Raw genomic sequence first — 19,859 nt, 5'->3', positions numbered from 1 at the left:
GGGCCGGGGCCGAAACCGGACCGGTCTGCGACCGCGCCGGTTCGGCGCGATGATCGGTGAGTTTCGGACTTCGTAGGAGAGTGGGCGGCTTCCATGGCTGATCTGGGTGCGTACAAGGAGAACGTGAAGTTCTCCGATTCGGATGCTCAGGCGTTGATCACCGCGTGCAATACCGCCGCGGGCGTGATCGACGGCCAGAAGGGTTCGATGCAGTCGGCGCGAACGAAGGGCGAGGAGCAGTTCAAGGGCTACTTCTCCACCGTGTTCGCATCGAACGGCACGACACAGGTGAAGGATGCCGGCGAGCTGTCCACCGCGCTGCGTGCCGTCGCGACGCTCACCGGGGAGCTGCAGAAGGCCGCCGACGCCGAGCAGCAGCGCCGCCTGAAGGCCAGGAAGTGGGAAGAGGACCAGAAGCACCAGAGCGGGCTGAGCTCCGCGTGGGGCTGGGTGGAGCACAACGTGCTCGGCCAGAGCGACACGCCTCCGGTGGGTCCTCCGGCTCCGCCGCTCAATCCCGTTGCTCCTAAGCCCCCGGTCGGAGCGAGGGAGACCCCGCAACCAGGGTCCGGCGGCGGCGCCTCGTCGGGAACATCCTCGGCGATCCCGGACAACCTCACGTCGTTCGCGACCACCACCGGCACGAACGACTCCACACTCACCGCCCAGCACTCCGCAGTGCAGAAGGCGTACACGGCGTTCACCTCGTCGTGCGGCTGGGGGAGCCTGGATGCCGGCAGCGTGCTGACCGCGTTCCAGCAGTTCATCCAGGGCAACACCCAGGAGGTCAGCTGGGCGAACGTGGTGGCCGCCGCGTTCGAGCGGGCCGGCGGGTCGGGCAGCGTGTGCACCCTGTCGAACGCGGCCCTCACCGCGGCGCTCGCCGCCGCTCACGTGTCGGCAACGCGCCAGGATCTCACCATCAGCATGCCCACCGTCAAGGGCGGGCTGGTCACGAGCGGCTACGCCGACGACCCGGTGAACACCGCGACCGGCAACTTCATCGAGCCGGAGACCGACCTCGCGTTCGACGGGGCGTGCAGCGAGCTCGTCTTCACGCGCATGTACAACTCCGTCGACCCGACGCCTGGGGCCTTCGGCCCCGGCTGGTCGTCGTGGACCGAGAGCGCACTGCTCTTCGTCGATGAGACCGCGCACTGGGTCCAGCCGGACGGGCGGCACATCGTGTTCCCCCGTGGCGAGGACGGGTGGGACCGGGCGACCGGCTCCTCGTACTGGCTGGACCTTTTCGGCGACGGCTTCGTCGTGTTCGACAACGCGGGCGGCACCTGGATGTTCACGGCATCCGGTCGTCTGGAGTCGTTCGCTCGTGGAGCCGGCACCCGTGTCGACCTGATGTACGGCGGCAACCGGCGGCTGATCGGCCTCGTGCACGAACGCGGCCGTTCGATCTCCATCGAGTGGGACGGCATCCAGGTGTCCGCGATTCAGGCATCGGATGGTCGTCGCGTCGCCTACGACTATGACGAGGCGGGCCGTCTGGTCTCCGCGTCCGGTCCGTCGGGCGTGCGCCGGTATGTCTGGGGCGAGAATCCGGGCCTCATCGAGCAGGTGATCGACGGCGACGGCGTGATCCTCCTGGTGAACGGATACGACGAGCAGGGCCGAGTCACCTGGCAGCGATCTCCGTTCGGCCGCACGAGCCGGTACACGTACCTGCCCGGTGGCGTCACCGAGGTCGCTGACACAGACGGCGAACGAGCGAACACCTGGATCGCGGACGGCTTCGGCCGCCTGATCGGCGTGATCGATTCCGACGGAAACCAGCAATCGTATGCCTGGGACGACCACGGCGACATGGTCGAGGCGACCGATCGCGTCGGCCGCAAGACCGTCAAGGAGTACGACGACCGGGGGCGCCTGATCCATCAGATCACTCCCGACGGGGCGGACCTGCAGTACGGGTACGACGACCTGGACCGCCTGATCACGGTGGTCACCGGATCCACCGACGGCAGCACTCCGGATGCCGTCACCAGCTACGAGTACGAGGGCGAGACGCGGAACCCCTCGGTCATCGTCGATCCGGCCGGCGGTCGCACCGTCATGGTCTGGGAGCACGGGCTGCTGTCGCAGGTGACGGATCCGACCGGGGTGGTCCTTCGGTTCGGATACGACGAGCACGGTGACCTCGTATCGACGACGAACGCGGTCGGCGATGTGGCCCGGCTGGAGCGCGACGCTGCGGGCAGGGCGGTTGCGGCCGTGACTCCGTCGGGTCATCGCACCACGTATTCCTACGATGAAACCGGCGTGCTGGTGAGCCGTCGCGATGCGGATGGCGGCGTGTGGCGGTTCGAGCACACCGCCGCCGGCCGGCTCGCCGCGCAGATCGCCCCGGACGGCGGCCGCACCGAGTTCGAATACGGCGCGGATGGGTCGCAGTCCCGCATCGTGGACCCGCTCGGCCGGGCGACGACCCGAGTCATGGACGACCTCGGCAACCTGAAGACGCTGCAGCTTCCCGACGGGTCCACCTGGGCGTACACCCACGACGCCTTGTCCCGTCTAGTCACGACCATCGATCCGACCGGCGGCGTCTGGGAGAACCGGTACGACAAGGATGGGACGCGCACCGCGGCAATCGACCCGACTGGCGTCGTCAGCGGCGTCCAGGCGAACCACGCCGACAACACCGTCACCGTAGACGAGGGTCTGCTCGCTACCACGTTGCGACTGGATGCTCTCGGGCGCCCGCGCAGCGTCGGGTCGAGCGAAGAGGACTCGCTGACGTACGTGTACGACGCCTGCGGCCGTGTGGTCGAGGTGCTGGATGCCGAGGGTGCGCTGACGGTCATCCGCCGCGATGCCGCCGGCAGGCCGGTGGAGACAACCGACCCGACCGGTGTGACCACTCGATACGTCTACGACGAGTGCGGGCGACTGGCTCAGGTGATCGGCCCCGACGGTGACGTGACGACGAGAGAGTACGACGAGGATTCGCTCCTGGTGCGGCAGATCCTGCCGAACGGTGACGTGGCCTGGGCGAAGTACGACGCCTGCGGGCGGCTCGTGCAAGTGCGTCAGCCGGGATCCGGCACCGCCAGCTACACGTTCGACAAGACGGGGCGCGTTACCTCCGCGGTCGACACCTGGTGGGGCACCCGCTGCTTCGGGTACGACCTGGCGGGACAGCTGACATCCGTCACGAACGGACTGGGCGCCGTCACCCGGTTCGAATACGACGACAACGGTCGGCTGGTGCGAACCATCGATCCGGCCGGCGGTGTGACGTCGCAGTCGTGGGACGGCATGGATCGCCTGGTGACCAAGACCGATCCCCTCGGCCGCACGACGACCGCGGGGTACGACGCCGCAGGCCGCCTGCTGTGGCAGCAGGATGGCGATGGGCACCGTCTGGGCTTTACCTACAACGCGTCGGGGCAAGCCGTATCCACCAGCGTCGATGAGCGGGTGATCGCATCCAACACGTACGACCTCTCTCACCGGCGCGTGATCGTCGACGACTACACGGGCGACGCCGCGGTGAGGCACGTGAAGGAGTGGGACCGCGCGGGCCGTCTCATTCGCCACACCCAGGCATCCGGCGACGAAGGCGCCAGCGGACTCACCTGGAGCTACGACAGGGCCGGGCGTCGCACGAGCATGGTCGACGCGTTCGGCCGGACCACCCGCTACGAGTACGACGCGGCGGGTCGGCTGGAACGAGTGGAGCACCCGAGTCTCGGAACGGTCGTACTGGCGCACGATGAGGTGGGGCAGCTGACGACGGCCGTCGCAACGGATGCCGTCGGCAACGTCACCCGTCAGTCGTGGACGTGGGCAGACGGCATGATCACCGTGCACACGACCGCGAGGGACCGAGACGAGGTCACCACAGAGATCGAGCGGGACGCGGACGGGCGCATCACCTCGATCATCCGGGACGGCTCGGTCACGCGGTACGGCTATGACCTTGCCGAGCAGCTCACCGAGGTGGTCTCCGAGGGGATCGCGCAGACCCTGACCTTCGATCTGTCCGGGCGGGTGGCCCAGCAGACGGTGAACGGTGTTCAGGAGTCGTACGGGTACGACCCGGCCGGGCAGCTCGTCGCGGTGCACCACGACGACGGCAGCTCCACCGCACACGAATACGACGGGAGCGGTGGGCGCATCCGCACCGTAGGGCCGGACGGCGCGACGCTCGAGTACGAGTGGACGCCCACCGGCTGGCTCACGCGGATGTCTGGCGCGGCAGGGCACGGCGCGGTCGATTCGACCGTACTGCGCGTCGACGCCCTCGGCCAGCTCGCCCAGGCGGGCTCGAACCGCCTCTGGTGGGACACGGCTTCAGCGGTCCCCACCCTGGTCGGCGTCGGCGACACCCCGGTTCTTCCGCTCGGCCCGGTCACCGGCATAGGCGAGGGGTGGACCAGCGTCGGATGGCGCGGCACCCGGCAAGACGCGGTGAACCCATGGCGGGTCGACTCCGTGGTCTCGCTGCCTGACGGGTTCGGTCTCACCGCCACAGGCACCCTGTCTCTGAGCCGTCCTGACGGTCTGGCACCGCTGGAGTGGCTCGGTGCGCGCACGTACGACCCCGCCACGCACGGGTTCCTCGCCACCGACCCGCTTCCGCCGGTCATCGGGGCTGGCTGGGCGGCAAACCCGTACAGCTACGCGGGGAACAACCCGTTGGCCTTCAGTGACCCGACCGGCCTTCATCCGCTCACGGATGCTCAGCTGAGGGCGCAGACGCGGGGCTGGGCCTCCGAGGCGTGGGACGCGACGACCAACTGGGTGAGCCACAACTGGGAGTACATCGCCGCAGGGGCGGCGATCGTCGCCGGCGTTGCGCTGATGTGCACCGGTGTCGGAGGCCCGGCGGGCATTGCGCTGATGGCAGGAGCCGGTGCACTCATCGCGGGTGGCGCGGACACCGCGATCCAGAAGTTCACCACCGGCAAGGTCAACTGGACACAGGTCGGCGTCACTATGGCGATCGGTGCCGCAACGGGAGGGGCCGGGGCGTGGGCCGCCGGAGTGTCCGCGGGCGCGAACGGCGCGACCGCTCTGGCCTATTCCGTCGGAATCAACGGAGCGATCGGCGGCGCGGGTAGCGAGGCGAGCTATGTCATCCTGAACCACAACCACCTCACCTGGCAGGGCGCAGCAGGGGCGTTCGCGGGCGGCACCTTCGCGGGGGCGGTCAGCGGCGGTGCGGGGCCGGCCGGCGGCACGATCGCGCGGAACCTCCTCGAGGACGGCACTCGGGGTGCGACAACGAGCGTGACAGCGCACCTGCTCACGGCCGGAATCAACTCTGCGGGCGGAGCCGGCGGCGACATCGTGACTCAGGTCGTCGCACACCCCGGAGAGCCGATCGACTGGACCCACGTCGCGACGGCTGGCACCGTTGCTGGCGGCACGAGCATGGTGCTCCCCTATGCCAGCAGCGTGCCGGGTGCCGACCACGTTCTTCCGCCGGATCCCAAGGGAATGAACAGTCTGGAGCAGGCGTCCCACTTCGGAGTCCGGAGCAACGACGGGGTTCTCAACTTCGCTGGACGGAACACGAAAGCACTGTGGGGAGGTGCGCTGATCGGCAGTAGTGTTGCGGCGAGTGAGAGCCCAGCGATCGACAAGGCTACAGAATGGTTCAAGTGAGCTCAACCGTGCGGTCCCGTCGACAAGACCTGCTGAGGACCATCCCGTTGGGAACGGTCGTTCCCGCGGCGTTCATCGCCTTCGGGTTCCTGCAACAGGCGCACCTCGGCGATGCGCTGCGTCAGGACTGGTGGGCTGTGGTCCTGGCGTTCGTCGTGGGTGCTCTCACGGTCGCGCTTCCGGGTAGGTTCCCGCTGATCGCGTCATTGGCCGCGATCCTGGTCTTCCTCTGGGTGTCCACGATCACGGGATTCGACGCGATCGCAATGATCTGCTGTGTTCTGGCGGGATTCTTCTTCGGTCTGTTCGTGCGCTCGCTTCTCTTCCAGCGCAAGAACCGGAAGAACGCGCGCACGTGAGTTCCGTCGCCACGGTCATCTTGAGCCTGGTCATCAGTGCTGTCGTGCTGTCCCTTGTGACCGCTATCGTGTCGAGCCTGGTTCGCCGGACGCCGTCGACGGCCAGGTGGAAGTCATCACGCGCGGGCGTGCTGTTCGTTGTGTGCTCCCGCCGCTGGCAGCGTGTGCTGGTGCGAACCGTGGGCATCGTCGCGATCGTGCTCGGCGGATTCCTGCTTCTCGTCGCACTCACCGCAACGGATGACTCCCAGACCCTGGCTATGGGTATCGCCGGCATTGCGATGGCGATCGGCGGAGCCCTCTTCGTCTGGCTGGCGCATGGCATGGCGAGATCACGCCTCGAGGTGACCGCCGACACCGTGTGGGTCATCCCCGGAATCGGAGCGCCCCGTCAGGTTGCGCTTAGCGACATCAGCGCGCTGGCACCGCTCGCTTCTAACAACTACGGCGGGGTGGTAGCACGCTCGGCGTCGAAGCGGCTGTTCCACGCATCCCGTGTCCTGCTGGGGTATCAGCAACTGATCGAGTTCCTCCGCGCGCGTCGCCCGGACCTGCAGATTCCCGACGCGTCGTGGCCGCTCTGATGGTCTTGTGAAGGCAAGGGTGCCAATGACGGCCGGACGGGTCGGGCGGCGCAAAGGGGAACTTCACCTGGAGGTCCGCAGCAAGATCCTGCTCGGTGGTGCGCTCGCCGTGGTCTTCCTGCTGCTAGGAATTGTCATTCCGTGGCCGGGATCGACATTCCCGCAGAATCTGTCCTGGCTGTGGATCGCCGTCGCGATGGGCATCGTCGTCCCGTTCCTTCCGCGTCGATTCTTCGTGCTGTGGCTGTTCCTCGGCTTGGTGCTTGTCGCAGTGCTGCTGAGTTGGTCCGTTCCGGCGCGCTTCGGGTCGGCCTTCTTCGTCTATGTCGCGGGTTTGGAGATCGGTGCGACGGTTCTCCTGGCATATCGGCACGGTCAGAGAACGTCGACCGCAGGAGCCACAACCGGAGGTCGGCGGCCGCAGAAGCCGGAGGCTCTCATCGTTGCGGTCTATCCTCGGGACGACATCCACTGGCCGGATGACGGCGTCGAGCGTAGGGGCGTCATCGAAGTCCGTTCCGGGGTCGGAGACCGGGCTGTGTCGAAGACTCGGCGGATGGGTGAATTCAGCCCTTTCTCGCCTGGCATAGCCATCGGGTCCGGCTTCGCGTTACGGGTTACCGCCACATGCGGTCGTGAGGAATACGAACGCGAGTTCCGGTTCCGAGTGACCGGCGATGAGAATGACGTGCAGCACTACACCGTTGGCCCGGGGATACGAGTACCAAGTAGGCCGTTGAGGCGAAAGAGCGCCGACGGGTTCGAGTTCGGTGCGACGGTCATGGGCGCAAAGCTCGAGCAGTGAGCAGGGCCGCGCGGTCCCGTCGACAGGACCTGCTGAGGACCATCCCCTTGGGAACCGTCGTTCCGGCGGCTGGCCGCTCTGAGCGCCGGCAGCTAGGCCGGCGCTACTACCGGCACCGTGCAGTCCGGCCGGTCGCTGCGCCAGCGCCAGGACGATGGCTGGCCGTCCCCCGCCGGTTACGAGAGCGCGGGAATCACCTCGCGCTCGAACAGTTCCCAGCCCGACGTGTCGTACGCGAGCTCGGGGAAGTAATGGATGCTGTACCCCAGCCCGTGCTCCGCTCGCGTCGCGAGGCGCTCGGCCACCTGCTCGGGTGTGCCGAATCCGTCTGAGCTGAGGTACTCCTGCTCGATCCGGTCGGCTCGCTCGTCGCCCACGTGCGGGCGCACTCGCGCGACGACGGCATCCAGCCGCTCCCTCGCCTCCTTCTCCGTGGAGCCGACGATGGTGTTGAAGTTCGACGACAACGTGATCTCGGCGGCGTCTCTGCCGAGGCGCTCGCAGTGGCCGCGGAGCACCTGCGCCTTGTGGTCGAACTCCTCGAGGGAGCCGGCGAAGTTCGTGTAGCTCGCGTATTGAGCCGCGATCTTGAGCGTGACCTTCTCGCCGCCACCGGCCACCCAGATCGGGATGCCGCCCTCCTGCAGCGGAAGAGGCCGCACGATCGCGCCGTCCACGTTGTAGTGCTGTCCGTCGAGCGTTGCGGTGCCTGTGGTCCACGCCTGCTTCATGATGTCGACGCCCTCGCGCAGCATCCGAAGCCGGTCGGGCACCTCCGGGAACCCGTAGCCGTACGCACGCCACTCGTGCTCGTACCAGCCGCCGCCGATGCCCATCTCGATGCGTCCGCCCGAGACGTGGTCGACCGTCGCGGCGACCTTGGCGAGATAGGTCGGATTGCGGTAGCCCATGCACGTGCACATCTGCCCGAGGCGGATGCGCGACGTCGACGCACCGAAGGCAGACATCAGCGTCCATGCCTCGTGCGTCGCCTCTTCGCTCGGCACCGGAGTGGTGTGGAAGTGGTCGTAGACCCAGAGGGATTCCCATGGGCCGGCGTCCGCGGCCTCGGCAAGGCCCCGCATGGTGGACCAGTGGTCGACGGGATCGATGCCGACGAGGTCGAATCGCCAGCCTTGGGGGAGGAAGGTTCCGAAGCGCATGGCACCACGTTAGCGACCGGGGCGCGGGCGCTCAGGGGATTGCCGCGCCCCCGCCGACTCGGTTCTGGAGCCAGTTCCCTTGTCTGCGCCAGGTGCTGCTGACTGCGCCCGAAAGTGTGGCGCAAAGGTGTCGAACTGGCGCAATCCGATTGACACTTCAAGGCGTGTATCGCACGGGCTCGGTCCCGTTTGTCGCGACACGCCTGTATCAGGTAAGCTGTTGCGGGTGTGCGCTCTGCGCGCGCTTCAGGGAACCATGCATTCGCTGGTCACCCCCACGGCATACCCACCATATTCACGAGGCCGCTTCTCTGCGGCATCCGGTGGGTCGTGATGTGAAACAGATCATCAACGCTGTCACCGTGCAGCATCAATAGGAGAAATAGTGCCAACCATTCAGCAGTTGGTCCGAAAGGGCCGTTCGCCGAAGGTCTCGAAGACCAAGGCGCCGGCCCTGAAGGCCAACCCGCAGCAGCGCGGCGTTTGCACGCGCGTTTACACCACCACGCCGAAGAAGCCGAACTCCGCGCTCCGCAAGGTCGCCCGCGTGAAGCTCTCCAACGGCACCGAGGTCACCGCGTACATCCCGGGTGAGGGTCACAACCTGCAGGAGCACTCGATGGTGCTCGTGCGCGGCGGTCGTGTGAAGGACCTCCCCGGCGTTCGCTACAAGATCATCCGCGGCGCGCTCGACACCCAGGCCGTGAAGAACCGCAAGCAGGCTCGCAGCCGCTACGGCGCGAAGATGGAGAAGAAGTAATGCCTCGCAAGGGTCCGGCTCCCAAGCGCCCCGTCGTCGCAGACCCCGTCTACGGCGCACCGATCGTCAGCCAGCTCGTCAACAAGATCCTGAAGGACGGCAAGAAGGCCCTCGCCGAGCGCATCGTCTACGACGCGCTCGAGGGTGTTGCCGCCAAGAACGGTCAGGATGCCGTCGCCACGCTCAAGAAGGCGCTCGACAACGTGCGCCCCACCATCGAGGTCAAGAGCCGCCGCGTCGGCGGTTCGACCTACCAGGTTCCGGTCGAGGTCAAGCCGCACCGTGCCAACACGCTCGCCCTGCGCTGGCTCACCAGCTACGCCAAGGCCCGTCGCGAGCGCACGATGACCGAGCGTCTCACCAACGAGATCCTGGATGCCTCGAACGGCCTGGGCGCTGCCGTCAAGCGTCGTGAAGACACGCACAAGATGGCCGAGTCGAACCGCGCATTCGCGCACTACCGCTGGTAGTAGCGCAGGCCGCAAAGCCGGCGCCGCGCATCCGTCTCGCCGCCGGAACAATTCCGGCCCGAAACCGGTTGTAACAGTCAGACGCACGGGGCGGCTGGATGCCTTTCCCCGCCCCGCGCGCCGGCTCGATCAGCCGGCACTCACACCAATCTTTCTCCGGAGGAATCCCCGTGGCACAAGACGTGCTCACTGACCTGAAAAAGGTCCGCAACATCGGCATCATGGCTCACATCGATGCCGGTAAGACCACCACAACCGAGCGCATCCTGTTCTACACGGGCGTCAACCACAAGATCGGCGAGACGCACGACGGCGCCTCGACCACCGACTGGATGGAGCAGGAGAAGGAGCGCGGCATCACCATCACGTCCGCCGCGGTCACCTGTTTCTGGAACGGCACCCAGATCAACATCATCGACACGCCGGGTCACGTGGACTTCACCGTCGAGGTGGAGCGCAGCCTGCGCATCCTCGATGGCGCCGTCGCCGTCTTCGACGGCAAGGAGGGCGTCGAGCCCCAGTCCGAGACCGTGTGGCGTCAGGCCGACAAGTACAACGTTCCGCGCATCTGCTTCGTCAACAAGATGGACAAGCTGGGCGCCGACTTCTACTTCACCGTCGACACGATCGTGAACCGCCTCGGCGCCAAGCCGCTCGTGCTGCAGCTGCCGATCGGATCCGAGAACGACTTCGTCGGCGTCGTCGACCTGATCGAGATGCGCGCACTGGTGTGGCCCGGCGACGCAAAGGGCGACGTGACCATGGGGGCGAAGTACGAGATCCAGGAGATCCCGGCCGACCTCAAGGAGAAGGCGCAGGAGTACCGCAACGCGCTGCTCGAGATCGTCGCAGAGACGAGCGACGAGCTGCTGGAGAAGTTTTTCGGCGGCGAGGAGATCACGGTTCCCGAGATCAAGGCGGCCATCCGCAAGCTCACGGTGAACAACGAGATCTACCCCGTTCTGTGCGGCTCCGCGTTCAAGAACCGTGGCGTTCAGCCCATGCTCGACGCCGTCGTTGACTTCCTGCCCAGCCCGCTCGACGTGCCTGCCGTCCAGGGCCACGACGTTCGCGACCCGGAGAAGGTGCTCGAGCGTCACGCCGACGCCACCGAACCCTTCGCCGCGCTGGTCTCGAAGATCGCCGTTCACCCCTTCTTCGGTCGTCTGACGTACATCCGCGTCTACTCGGGTCACCTCGACTCCGGCGCGCAGGTCATCAACTCGACCAAGCAGAAGAAGGAGCGCATCGGGAAGATCTTCCAGATGCACGCCAACAAGGAGATCCCGGTGGACTCGGTGACCGCGGGTCACATCTACGCCGTGATCGGCCTCAAGGACACCACGACCGGTGACACGCTCTGCGACCCGACGCACCAGATCGTGCTCGAGTCGATGACGTTCCCCGAGCCCGTGCTGAAGGTCGCCATCGAGCCGAAGACCAAGGCCGACCAGGAGAAGCTGGGTACAGCCATCCAGAAGCTGGCCGAAGAAGACCCGACGTTCCGCGTCGAGCAGGACCAGGAGACCGGTCAGACCGTCATCGGCGGTATGGGCGAGCTTCACCTGGACATCCTGGTGGACCGCATGAAGCGCGAGTTCAAGGTCGAGGCAAACGTCGGCAAGCCGCAGGTCGCGTACCGCGAGACCATCCGCAGGACGGTCGAGAAGCACGACTACACCCACAAGAAGCAGACCGGTGGTTCCGGTCAGTTCGCGAAGGTGCAGATCGCGCTGGCTCCGCTCGAGATCACGGCCGAGACCACGTACGAGTTCGAGAACAAGGTCACGGGTGGCCGCGTTCCGCGCGAGTACATCCCCTCGGTCGACGCGGGCATCCAGGATGCCATGCAGGTCGGCGTTCTCGCCGGCTACCCGACGGTGGGCGTCAAGGCGACCCTGCTCGACGGTGCTTACCACGAGGTCGACTCGTCCGAGATGGCGTTCAAGATCGCCGGTTCGATGGCGTACAAGGAGGCCGCTCGCAAGGCGGACCCCGTGCTGCTCGAGCCGCTGATGGCCGTCGAGGTGCGCACGCCCGAGGAGTACATGGGCGACGTCATCGGCGACCTCAACTCCCGCCGTGGTCAGATCCAGGCCATGGAGGATGCGCAGGGCGTCAAGGTCGTGCGTGCTCACGTGCCGCTGTCGGAGATGTTCGGCTACATCGGAGACCTTCGTTCGAAGACCTCAGGTCGCGCCGTCTACTCGATGTCGTTCGAGAGCTATGCGGAGGTCCCGAGGGCTGTGGCCGACGAGATCATCCAGAAGAGCAAGGGCGAGTAGCACCCTTCCGGGTCCCTGAGCGAGCGTAGCGAGTCGAAGGGTCCTTCCAGTCGGAGAGCGCAGACGCGCGACCCGCACTCAACATCCCGTAACATATACAAGATCCCCGTAGAATGTCCGGCCGGTCCACGCCGTCCGCAGCTTCTACACGAGAGTCCTGAGGAGGACCCACAGTGGCTAAGGCCAAGTTCGAGCGGACCAAGCCGCACGTCAACATCGGAACGATCGGTCACGTCGACCACGGAAAGACGACGCTCACGGCGGCGATCTCCAAGGTGCTCGCTGACAAGTACCCGTCGAACGTGAACGTCCCGCGTGACTTCGCGTCCATCGACTCGGCTCCTGAGGAGCGCCAGCGCGGTATCACGATCAACATCTCGCACGTCGAGTACGAGACTCCGAAGCGCCACTACGCGCACGTCGACGCCCCGGGTCACGCGGACTACATCAAGAACATGATCACCGGTGCCGCTCAGATGGACGGCGCGATCCTCGTGGTCGCGGCGACCGACGGCCCGATGGCCCAGACCCGTGAGCACGTTCTGCTCGCCAAGCAGGTCGGCGTTCCCTACCTGCTGGTCGCGCTGAACAAGACCGACATGGTCGACGACGAGGAGATCCTGGAGCTCGTCGAGCTCGAGGTTCGCGACCTCCTGTCGAGCCAGGGCTTCGACGGCGACAACGCGCCGGTCGTGCGCGTGTCCGGTCTGAAGGCGCTCGAGGGTGACGAGAAGTGGACGCAGTCCATCCTCGACCTCATGGAGGCCGTTGACGACTCGATCCCCGACCCGGTGCGTGACCGTGACAAGCCGTTCCTCATGCCCATCGAGGACGTCTTCACCATCACCGGTCGTGGCACCGTCGTGACGGGCCGCGCCGAGCGTGGCACGCTCGCGATCAACTCCGAGGTCGAGATCGTCGGCATCCGCCCGACGCAGAAGACCACGGTCACGGGTATCGAGATGTTCCACAAGCAGCTCGACGAGGCGTGGGCCGGCGAGAACTGTGGTCTGCTGCTGCGCGGCACCAAGCGTGAGGACGTCGAGCGCGGCCAGGTCGTGGCCAAGCCCGGCTCGGTCACCCCGCACACGCAGTTCGAGGGCACGGCGTACATCCTGTCCAAGGACGAGGGTGGGCGTCACAACCCGTTCTACGCGAACTACCGTCCGCAGTTCTACTTCCGTACCACCGACGTCACCGGCGTCATCTCTCTGCCCGAGGGCACCGAGATGGTCATGCCCGGCGACACCACCGACATGACGGTTGAGCTGATCCAGCCCATCGCCATGGAGGAGGGCCTCGGCTTCGCCATCCGCGAGGGTGGCCGCACGGTCGGCGCCGGAACGGTGACCAAGATCATCAAGTGAGTCGGCAGGGCTCAATGCGCGAAGCGCGTTGAGCCCGGACGACTCAGATCGAGTAGCCGCCGAAGGCGGCGTATCGATCTCGACAAGGGGTCGGGCCTTCGGGCCCGGCCCCTTTTCGCATCCGCGGAGTTGTTCTTCCTGACAGCCGCTCGACATGGGTCTGGTTGAATACCCCCATGTCCGACTCGCCAGCCGCACCGCGCGCTTCGCGTCGCGTGCGCCGGCGCGTCATCGGCTGGTCGATCGTCGGCATCATCGTGCTCGTGCTCGCGTGCGCGGCGTGGGTGACGGTGAGGGCGCTCGACGCGAAGAACCAGCTCGAGGCATCCCTTCCCCTCGTTCAGAAGGCGCAGGCGCAGATCTCCTTGGGTGACTCGGCGGCGGCGTCGGCCACGACGCGCGTGCTCGCCGCGCACCTTCACGCGGCACGCGACGATACGGGGGACCCGATCTGGCGTGTCGCCGAGCTCATTCCCGGCATCGGCGCAAACCTTTCGGCGGTGCGGCAGATCGCGTGGGCGACGTCCGACGTCACCGACCGCGCGGTCGCACCGCTCGCCAAGCTTGCGGGCACGATCAATCTCGCGAGCTTCAAACCGGTGAACGGGGCCGTGCCGCTGAAGCCTCTCGTCGAAGCGGCGCCCATCGTGACGCGCGCCGACTCGGCGCTGCAATCGGACCTCGCGCTGGTGCGCGGCATCGACGCGTCCGCCACCATCACGCCCGTTCGCAACGCGGTGCAGAAGCTGACGGATGCTCTCGCCAAGGCGGCCGCGGTGACGGATGCCGCCAGTCGCGGGGTCAGGCTGCTCCCTGCGATGCTCGGCGCAAGCGGCCCGCGGGACTACGTGCTCGTCATCCAGAACAACGCCGAGGCTCGCGCGACCGGGGGCATCGTCGGCGCGTTGGCGCTCCTGCGCGCACAGGACGGCCGAATCTCGCTCGTGAGCCAGGCGTCCGCTGCCGACTTCCCTGCGCTCGACAGCCCCGTCATTCCGCTGCCTGCGGCGACGCAGAAGCTGTACGGATCCATCGTCGGCGAGTACATCCAAGACGCCACGCTGACGCCCGACTTCGCCACTTCGGGCGCAGTCGTGCAGGCGATGTGGCAGAAGCGGTTCGGTACGAAGGTCGATGGCGTGCTTTCGATGGATCCCGTGGCGCTGAGCTACCTGCTCAAGGCGACCGGCCCGGTGGGCCTCGGCGATGGCGAGCAGCTTTCCAGCGACAACGCGGTGCAGGTGCTGTTGAGCACCTCCTACGCGCGCTTCAGTGATCCTCTGCAGCAGAACGCCTTCTTCGCCTCGGCGGCCGCCGCCGTCTTCAACAAGGTCGCAAGCGGCCAGTTCGACAGCACGGCGATGCTGTCGGCGTTGACGCAGGCCGGAGAAGAGCGTCGGGTGCTGGTGTGGAGTGGTGACAAGAAGGAGCAGGCCATTCTGGCCGGCACGCCCCTGGCAGGCGGCCTGCCGGGCAGCTCAGGCGGCAGCGCCGGATTCGGTGTGTACCTGAACGACGCAACGGGCGCCAAGATGGACTACTACCTGCACACCGGAATCGGACTTGGCGCGGCGAGCTGCCGGAAGGACGGCCGGCCCGACTACCTGGTGCGGGTGACGCTCTCCAGTGACGCGCCGGCCGACGCTGCGCAATCCCTCCCCGGCTACGTCACCGGCGCCGGGCTTTCCGGGGTTCCCGCCGGAGACACGTATACGACGGTCGCCGTGTACGCGCCGCCCGGCTTCGTCGTGGTCGGCGCCACGACCTCCGGAAAGCAGGTCCCCATTCAACGGGTGACCGATGCGAAGCACGGCGTAGCCCAGCTTCTGGTGAAGCTCCACCCTGGTCAGAGCTCGGTCTACTCGTTCCAGTTCGTGGGCGCGCAGGCGAAGCAGCCCTCTCAGAAGGCGCATGGAGCTCAGGTTCAGGCGACTCCCGGCGTCTGGCCGACCCGAGTGCAGGCGGTTCCCTTCTCCTGTGCAGACATAATGCGGTGAACCTGCGCCCTCTGCGGCAATCTTGAGCTACATACACCCCATCGGGGGTGTGGCGCAAGACCTGCGTCTAGGTAGAGTGGGTATTACCCGAATTGCCTCCCGAACCCGAAAAAGGTAGGCCACCCAATGAAACGCCATCTTTTGGCGTGCCTCGGCGGGACCGCAGTAGTGGCAGCAGTCACTCTCTCCGCTCCCCTTGCCGCAGCAGCCGACAGTTACGTACCCATAGATCCCTGCGAAACCAGTTGCAGTAGCACTGTGGTCAACGTCCCGCAACGAGACGCAGGCCCATCGCTAGCCGACACCGGCAGTTCCATCGCGTGGCCTATCGTCGGCCTGGCCGGCGTGGCGGTTTTCGCCGGCGGAGGGGCCATCGCCCTTTCGCGTCGTCGCGCGCACAACTCCAACTGACTCCCTGATTCCCGAACTCGAGTCGACCCGCTGAGCGGGTGCGATGCAGCTTGCTCGCGCCCGACTGATTCCGCATGTCCCCACTTTGGGAGAGCCCCTCTATTAGGGACATGAGGATTCCTCATTAATCGATAGACTCAGCATAGCTGGGGTCGTTCGCCTATTCCGATGGCTTCGAAAAGGAGCCAAGGCGGCATCCCACACCCGGTACCCGCTTACCCGAACCAGAGGTGCCCGAAGTGGCCTCATCCACGGGGGCGGCGCGTGGAACCCGAACCACGCGTCGCCCCGATTCCCAGCACAGTCGCGCCTTCTCCTGCCGCGCCTGCATGCCGTCCGCCTGCGAGCGTGCAGCATGACCGGGCTCGACGATCGCAGGTCGATCGCCCTCGGACGGCCCTCGCTCGGCCGGATCGGTAGCGCTCGACGAACCGGCCAGCTCTCGCCTGAACAGCGCTGGAGCCGCAGCTACCGCAACCGTTTGGTGATCAGCGATCTCATCATCGTGACCGCCTCGGTCGGCGGCGCCTTCCTCGCCCGCTTCGGCATCGCGCCGGACGACCTGGGCGGTCTCGACGAGCTCTATTGGCTGATCTCGCTCGGCGTCGTCGCCACCTGGCTCGTGCTCCTCGCAGCCTGCCGCACCCGTGACCCGAGGGCACTCGGCGTCGGATTCTCCGAGTACCGAAGGGTTGCGAGCGCGAGCGCGTTCACGTTCGGATCGCTGGCAATCGTCTTCGTGGTCGGCAAGGTGGAGATCGCGCGAGGATTCTTCGTGCTGACGCTCCCGATCGGCCTGATCGCGTTGACGCTCAGCCGGTGGTTCTGGCGGCGCTGGCTCACCAGGCAGCGGTCGAACGACCGGTACCTCTCCCGCGCTCTCGTGGGCGGATCGGCCTCAGACGTGGCATACGTCGTCGACCAGCTCAAACGGAAGACGGGTGCCACTTACCACATCATCGGTGCAGCCATCGATGGTACAGAGCGGAACGCCGAGTACCCCGAACTCGGCGTTCCTGTAGTCGCAGATCTGGCCAACCTCGCCATGGCCGCCGCCAATCTGCAGGTGGATACGGTGATCCTCGCCGGTCAGCCCACCGATGACCGCGGGTTCGTGCGCACCCTGAGCTGGGAGCTGGAAGGGGCGGCGACCGACCTGGTCCTCGCGGCGGGTCTGACCGATGTCGCCGGCCCGAGGATCCACTTCCGCCCGGTCGAGGGCCTCCCACTCATCCACGTGGAGATCCCGCAGTTCGACGGCACCAAGCACGCGCTCAAGCGGGCGCTCGACGTCGTGCTTTCCGGCATCGCCTTGGCCGCGCTGTCGCCGGTGTTCCTCATGCTCGCGGTGCTCGTTCGCATGGACAGCTCGGGTGGAGCGTTCTTCTCCCAGAAACGCGTCGGCCGCAACGGCGAGACGTTCACCATGCACAAGTTCCGCAGCATGGTCACCACCGCCGAGACCGACGTCAGGCAGCTCGCCGCCCTGAACGAGGGCTCAGGCGTGCTCTTCAAGATGAAAGAGGACCCGCGCGTCACTCGGGTCGGGCGCTTCATCCGCAAGTACTCGCTTGATGAGCTTCCCCAGCTCTGGAACGTGTTCGTCGGTGACATGAGCCTGGTCGGCCCGCGGCCGCCGCTGCCCCGCGAGGTCGCGGCGTACGAGAACCATGTTCACCGCCGGCTCTTCATCAAGCCAGGCCTCACGGGGATGTGGCAGATCGGCGGCAGAAGCGATCTGGACTGGGACGAGAGTGTGCGTCTCGACCTCTACTACGTGGAGAACTGGTCTCTCACCGGCGACCTCATCATCCTTTGGCGCACCGTTCGAGTGCTCCTGAACCCGGTCGGCGCCTACTGATGAAGCACGCGCCAACCGCGGGGCACGCGATCCCGTCCCTGCGAGCGGGAGGGACGGGGTCGCGGATGCCCGCGGATGAGATGATGCTCCTGCTGCGGTCCCATAGGGTCGCGGAGAACGGGATGGAATGTGACGAACACCGCGGTGTCTCGATCCGCCGTTCGTCGCCAGGCGACCGTGATCGCGGTCTTTCTGGCAGCCCTCGCATTCGTGTACGTCGTGCTCGTTCTGACCCCTCAGGGACAGTGGCTGGACAGCGGCGCGTTCGGCGCGCTCGGCATACTCGGCGTGCCGTTCGGCTCGGAGAGTGAGGCGATCCGATGGGGAGGCGTCTTCCTACTGGCCGCAGGCGCGATAGCGGCCTGGATCTCGGCAGTGGTGCGTCGCCGGTGGCGCGATGCTCTGACCGCTGCACTCGTGGTCGCGATCTCGACGCTGAGTTGCGAGGCGCTGAAGGTTGTGCTGCCGCGACCGGCGCTCGGCGTGATCGGCTACGACGACAACACGTTCCCCAGCGGACACATGGCATTGGCGTTCTCGGCGGCGCTCGCGATCGCCATCACGGATCCGCTGCCACGATGGCGGCGCCAGGTCGTCGCGTGCGCGTTCGGCCTGACGATCGTGGTGGGGTGGGCATCCACCATCTCATTCGCCCATCGGCCGAGCGACGTCATGGGTGCAGGCCTGGTCGTGGCCGTTGTGATGTCGGCGGTTTCCTTGGACCGGCCACCCGACTCGGTTCCACGACCATTGCGAACGGCGCTCGCGTGGTGCGTGCTGCTGTCGGCAGCGCTCATCGCGGTGGGGCGGCCCTTGTCTGTGGTTGCGGCCCCGCCGGGCGACGCCCTCGAGGCGATGGGCTGGCTCGTGTTGTGCGCCGCGCCCGTCGTGGCCGTCGTGTTCTTCGCCCCTGCCGCCCGTCCGGCGGAGCAATGGTCTCGGGGAGCGCCGTGGACGCGCGATTGAATGCGGCGGGGGGATCGGATGTCCGTTGAGCAGCTGTCGGAAGCCGTCGCGATCGGCCGCCGCTGGCACGAGGCCAGGCTCGTCACCACGGCACCGCTCGTGCCGGGCCTCTGCGAGATCACGATCGACGTGGAAGCCTGGCCGGGGCATCTGGCGGGCCAGCACGTGGACATCCGTGTTCCAGGAGCCGGCCGGTGGGATCGTGCGCACAGCTACTCGATAGCCAACGCGCCGGGCACGGGCGGAACGCCGGCGACCTGGCTTCGGCTCGCGGTGCCGGCCGAGCTTCGCGACCACCTCATGCAGGGTGCGCGTCTCGAGGTCGACGGGCCCAAGGGTCATCGCATGGCGTGGCAGCCGGAACAGACAGGCGACCGGCCGCTCCTTCTGATCGGCGGGGGAAGCGGAATAGTGCCGCTGCTCGCCATCGCGTGCGCGTGGGCGGCGCGGCCCGGCCCTGCCCCGCTTCGCCTGATCCATTCCGTGCGCTCGAGGCGGCAGCAGCCGTACAACGAGGAGATCGCGCTTCTGGAGATCGAATGCGGCGCCCGCGTCACCTCGGTGATCACTCGAGCCAGCGCGCTTTCGCGTGGCGAAACCCGCGGTCGGATCAGCCGGCGCGATCTCGAATTGTTCGGATTCCCCGCAGCGAGCAACCCGGAGTGCTTCGTCTGCGGGTCAGGCTCCTTCGTCGAGTCGGTGGCCGAGATGCTGTCCGAGTGCGGTCATCCGGCTAGTGCGATTCGCACCGAGTGGGCGATCGGATCCATCGGCGCGGCTGCCTGATGCGCGTTGGGGTCGATGCACAGCCGGTCGCCGACGTGCTGGCGGCTCTCACTGCGCACGGTGACCACTATCGTCGTCGCGTCTTCACGGAGCAGGAGGTGGCATCCTGCGGCGGCTGGGGGGCCGACGCGCTCGGAGCGGCCGAGAGCCTTGCCGCGCGGTTCGCGGCGAAGGAGGCGGTACTCAAGGTTCTGCGCGTGACCGACGTGGTGCCGCCGTTGACCGACATCGAAGTGGTTCGCGAGCAGGGCGGGTGGACGTCTCTGCGGCTGACCGGTGTGGCGCGGCAGCTGGCGGATGCTGCCGGGCTGGTGGACTTCGAAGTATCGCTCACGCACACGAGCGAGACGGCGATCGCCGTCGTCGTGGCAGTGTGAGCGAAGTGGTGTGGTCGCAGGCTTCCGGCGCGTCGACGCC

14 protein-coding genes are annotated in these 19,859 nt (G+C 66.9%); 13 read left to right on the top strand and 1 reads right to left on the bottom strand.

The window, feature by feature from the left end; genetic code table 11:
- Window positions 1–93 precede the first annotated feature (93 nt).
- From ACO2Q7_RS07540 to ACO2Q7_RS07525, 4 genes are read left to right on the top strand one after another with little or no spacing between them, the layout of a single operon-like run.
- Window positions 94–5,628, top strand: a complete 5,535-nt coding sequence (locus ACO2Q7_RS07540) for a DUF6531 domain-containing protein (protein ID WP_423354984.1) — start codon at window positions 94–96, stop codon at window positions 5,626–5,628.
- The gene (locus ACO2Q7_RS07535) at window positions 5,625–5,987 is read left to right on the top strand and encodes a hypothetical protein (RefSeq protein ID WP_423354983.1); all 363 of its coding nucleotides are present in this window, start codon (window positions 5,625–5,627) and stop codon (window positions 5,985–5,987) included. The genes ACO2Q7_RS07540 and ACO2Q7_RS07535 overlap by 4 nt, the downstream gene beginning before the upstream one ends.
- Complete coding sequence (locus ACO2Q7_RS07530) at window positions 5,984–6,571, top strand: hypothetical protein (protein ID WP_423354982.1); 588 nt, start codon at window positions 5,984–5,986, stop codon at window positions 6,569–6,571. Before ACO2Q7_RS07535 ends, ACO2Q7_RS07530 begins: the two co-directional genes overlap by 4 nt.
- Before the next feature lie 25 nt (window positions 6,572–6,596).
- On the top strand, window positions 6,597–7,376 hold the full coding sequence (locus tag ACO2Q7_RS07525; RefSeq protein WP_423354981.1) for a hypothetical protein: 780 nt from the start codon (window positions 6,597–6,599) through the stop codon (window positions 7,374–7,376).
- Between the two features lie 176 nt (window positions 7,377–7,552).
- On the opposite strand, the gene ACO2Q7_RS07520 is transcribed toward ACO2Q7_RS07525, so the two are convergent.
- Window positions 7,553–8,539, bottom strand: coding sequence for an LLM class F420-dependent oxidoreductase (locus ACO2Q7_RS07520; protein WP_423354980.1), 987 nt, complete (start codon window positions 8,537–8,539; stop codon window positions 7,553–7,555).
- 385 nt (window positions 8,540–8,924) lie between these two features.
- Between ACO2Q7_RS07520 and rpsL the strand changes: the two genes are divergently transcribed.
- From rpsL to ACO2Q7_RS07475, 9 genes are all read left to right on the top strand, one after another.
- Window positions 8,925–9,299, top strand: coding sequence for a 30S ribosomal protein S12 (gene rpsL, locus ACO2Q7_RS07515; protein WP_121477587.1), 375 nt, complete (start codon window positions 8,925–8,927; stop codon window positions 9,297–9,299).
- The gene (gene rpsG, locus ACO2Q7_RS07510; protein ID WP_423354979.1) at window positions 9,299–9,769 is read left to right on the top strand and encodes a 30S ribosomal protein S7; all 471 of its coding nucleotides are present in this window, start codon (window positions 9,299–9,301) and stop codon (window positions 9,767–9,769) included. The genes rpsL and rpsG overlap by 1 nt, the downstream gene beginning before the upstream one ends.
- A gap of 170 nt (window positions 9,770–9,939) precedes the next feature.
- A complete protein-coding gene (gene fusA / locus ACO2Q7_RS07505; protein ID WP_423354978.1) occupies window positions 9,940–12,054 on the top strand; it encodes an elongation factor G in 2,115 nt (704 codons plus the stop codon).
- Between the two features lie 173 nt (window positions 12,055–12,227).
- The gene (gene tuf / locus ACO2Q7_RS07500; RefSeq protein ID WP_423354977.1) at window positions 12,228–13,421 is read left to right on the top strand and encodes an elongation factor Tu; all 1,194 of its coding nucleotides are present in this window, start codon (window positions 12,228–12,230) and stop codon (window positions 13,419–13,421) included.
- Window positions 13,422–13,597: 176 nt separating this feature from the next.
- Window positions 13,598–15,418 (top strand): DUF4012 domain-containing protein, encoded by a 1,821-nt coding sequence (locus tag ACO2Q7_RS07495; RefSeq protein ID WP_423354976.1) that lies wholly within the window; start codon window positions 13,598–13,600, stop codon window positions 15,416–15,418.
- 766 nt (window positions 15,419–16,184) lie between these two features.
- Window positions 16,185–17,690: a sugar transferase gene (locus tag ACO2Q7_RS07490; RefSeq protein WP_423354975.1), complete on the top strand. Its 1,506-nt coding sequence runs from the start codon at window positions 16,185–16,187 to the stop codon at window positions 17,688–17,690.
- Window positions 17,691–17,819: 129 nt separating this feature from the next.
- The gene (locus tag ACO2Q7_RS07485; protein WP_423354974.1) at window positions 17,820–18,656 is read left to right on the top strand and encodes a phosphatase PAP2 family protein; all 837 of its coding nucleotides are present in this window, start codon (window positions 17,820–17,822) and stop codon (window positions 18,654–18,656) included.
- Window positions 18,657–18,674: 18 nt separating this feature from the next.
- Window positions 18,675–19,442, top strand: a complete 768-nt coding sequence (locus ACO2Q7_RS07480) for a ferredoxin--NADP reductase (protein WP_423354973.1) — start codon at window positions 18,675–18,677, stop codon at window positions 19,440–19,442.
- A complete protein-coding gene (locus ACO2Q7_RS07475) occupies window positions 19,442–19,819 on the top strand; it encodes a holo-ACP synthase (protein ID WP_423354972.1) in 378 nt (125 codons plus the stop codon). The genes ACO2Q7_RS07480 and ACO2Q7_RS07475 overlap by 1 nt, the downstream gene beginning before the upstream one ends.
- Window positions 19,820–19,859: the final 40 nt, after the last annotated feature.

The sequence above is a fragment of the Rathayibacter sp. KR2-224 genome (genome assembly GCF_049446075.1).
Lineage (GTDB): Bacteria > Actinomycetota > Actinomycetes > Actinomycetales > Microbacteriaceae > Humibacter.
This window is presented reverse-complemented; position numbering and strand designations above follow the sequence as displayed.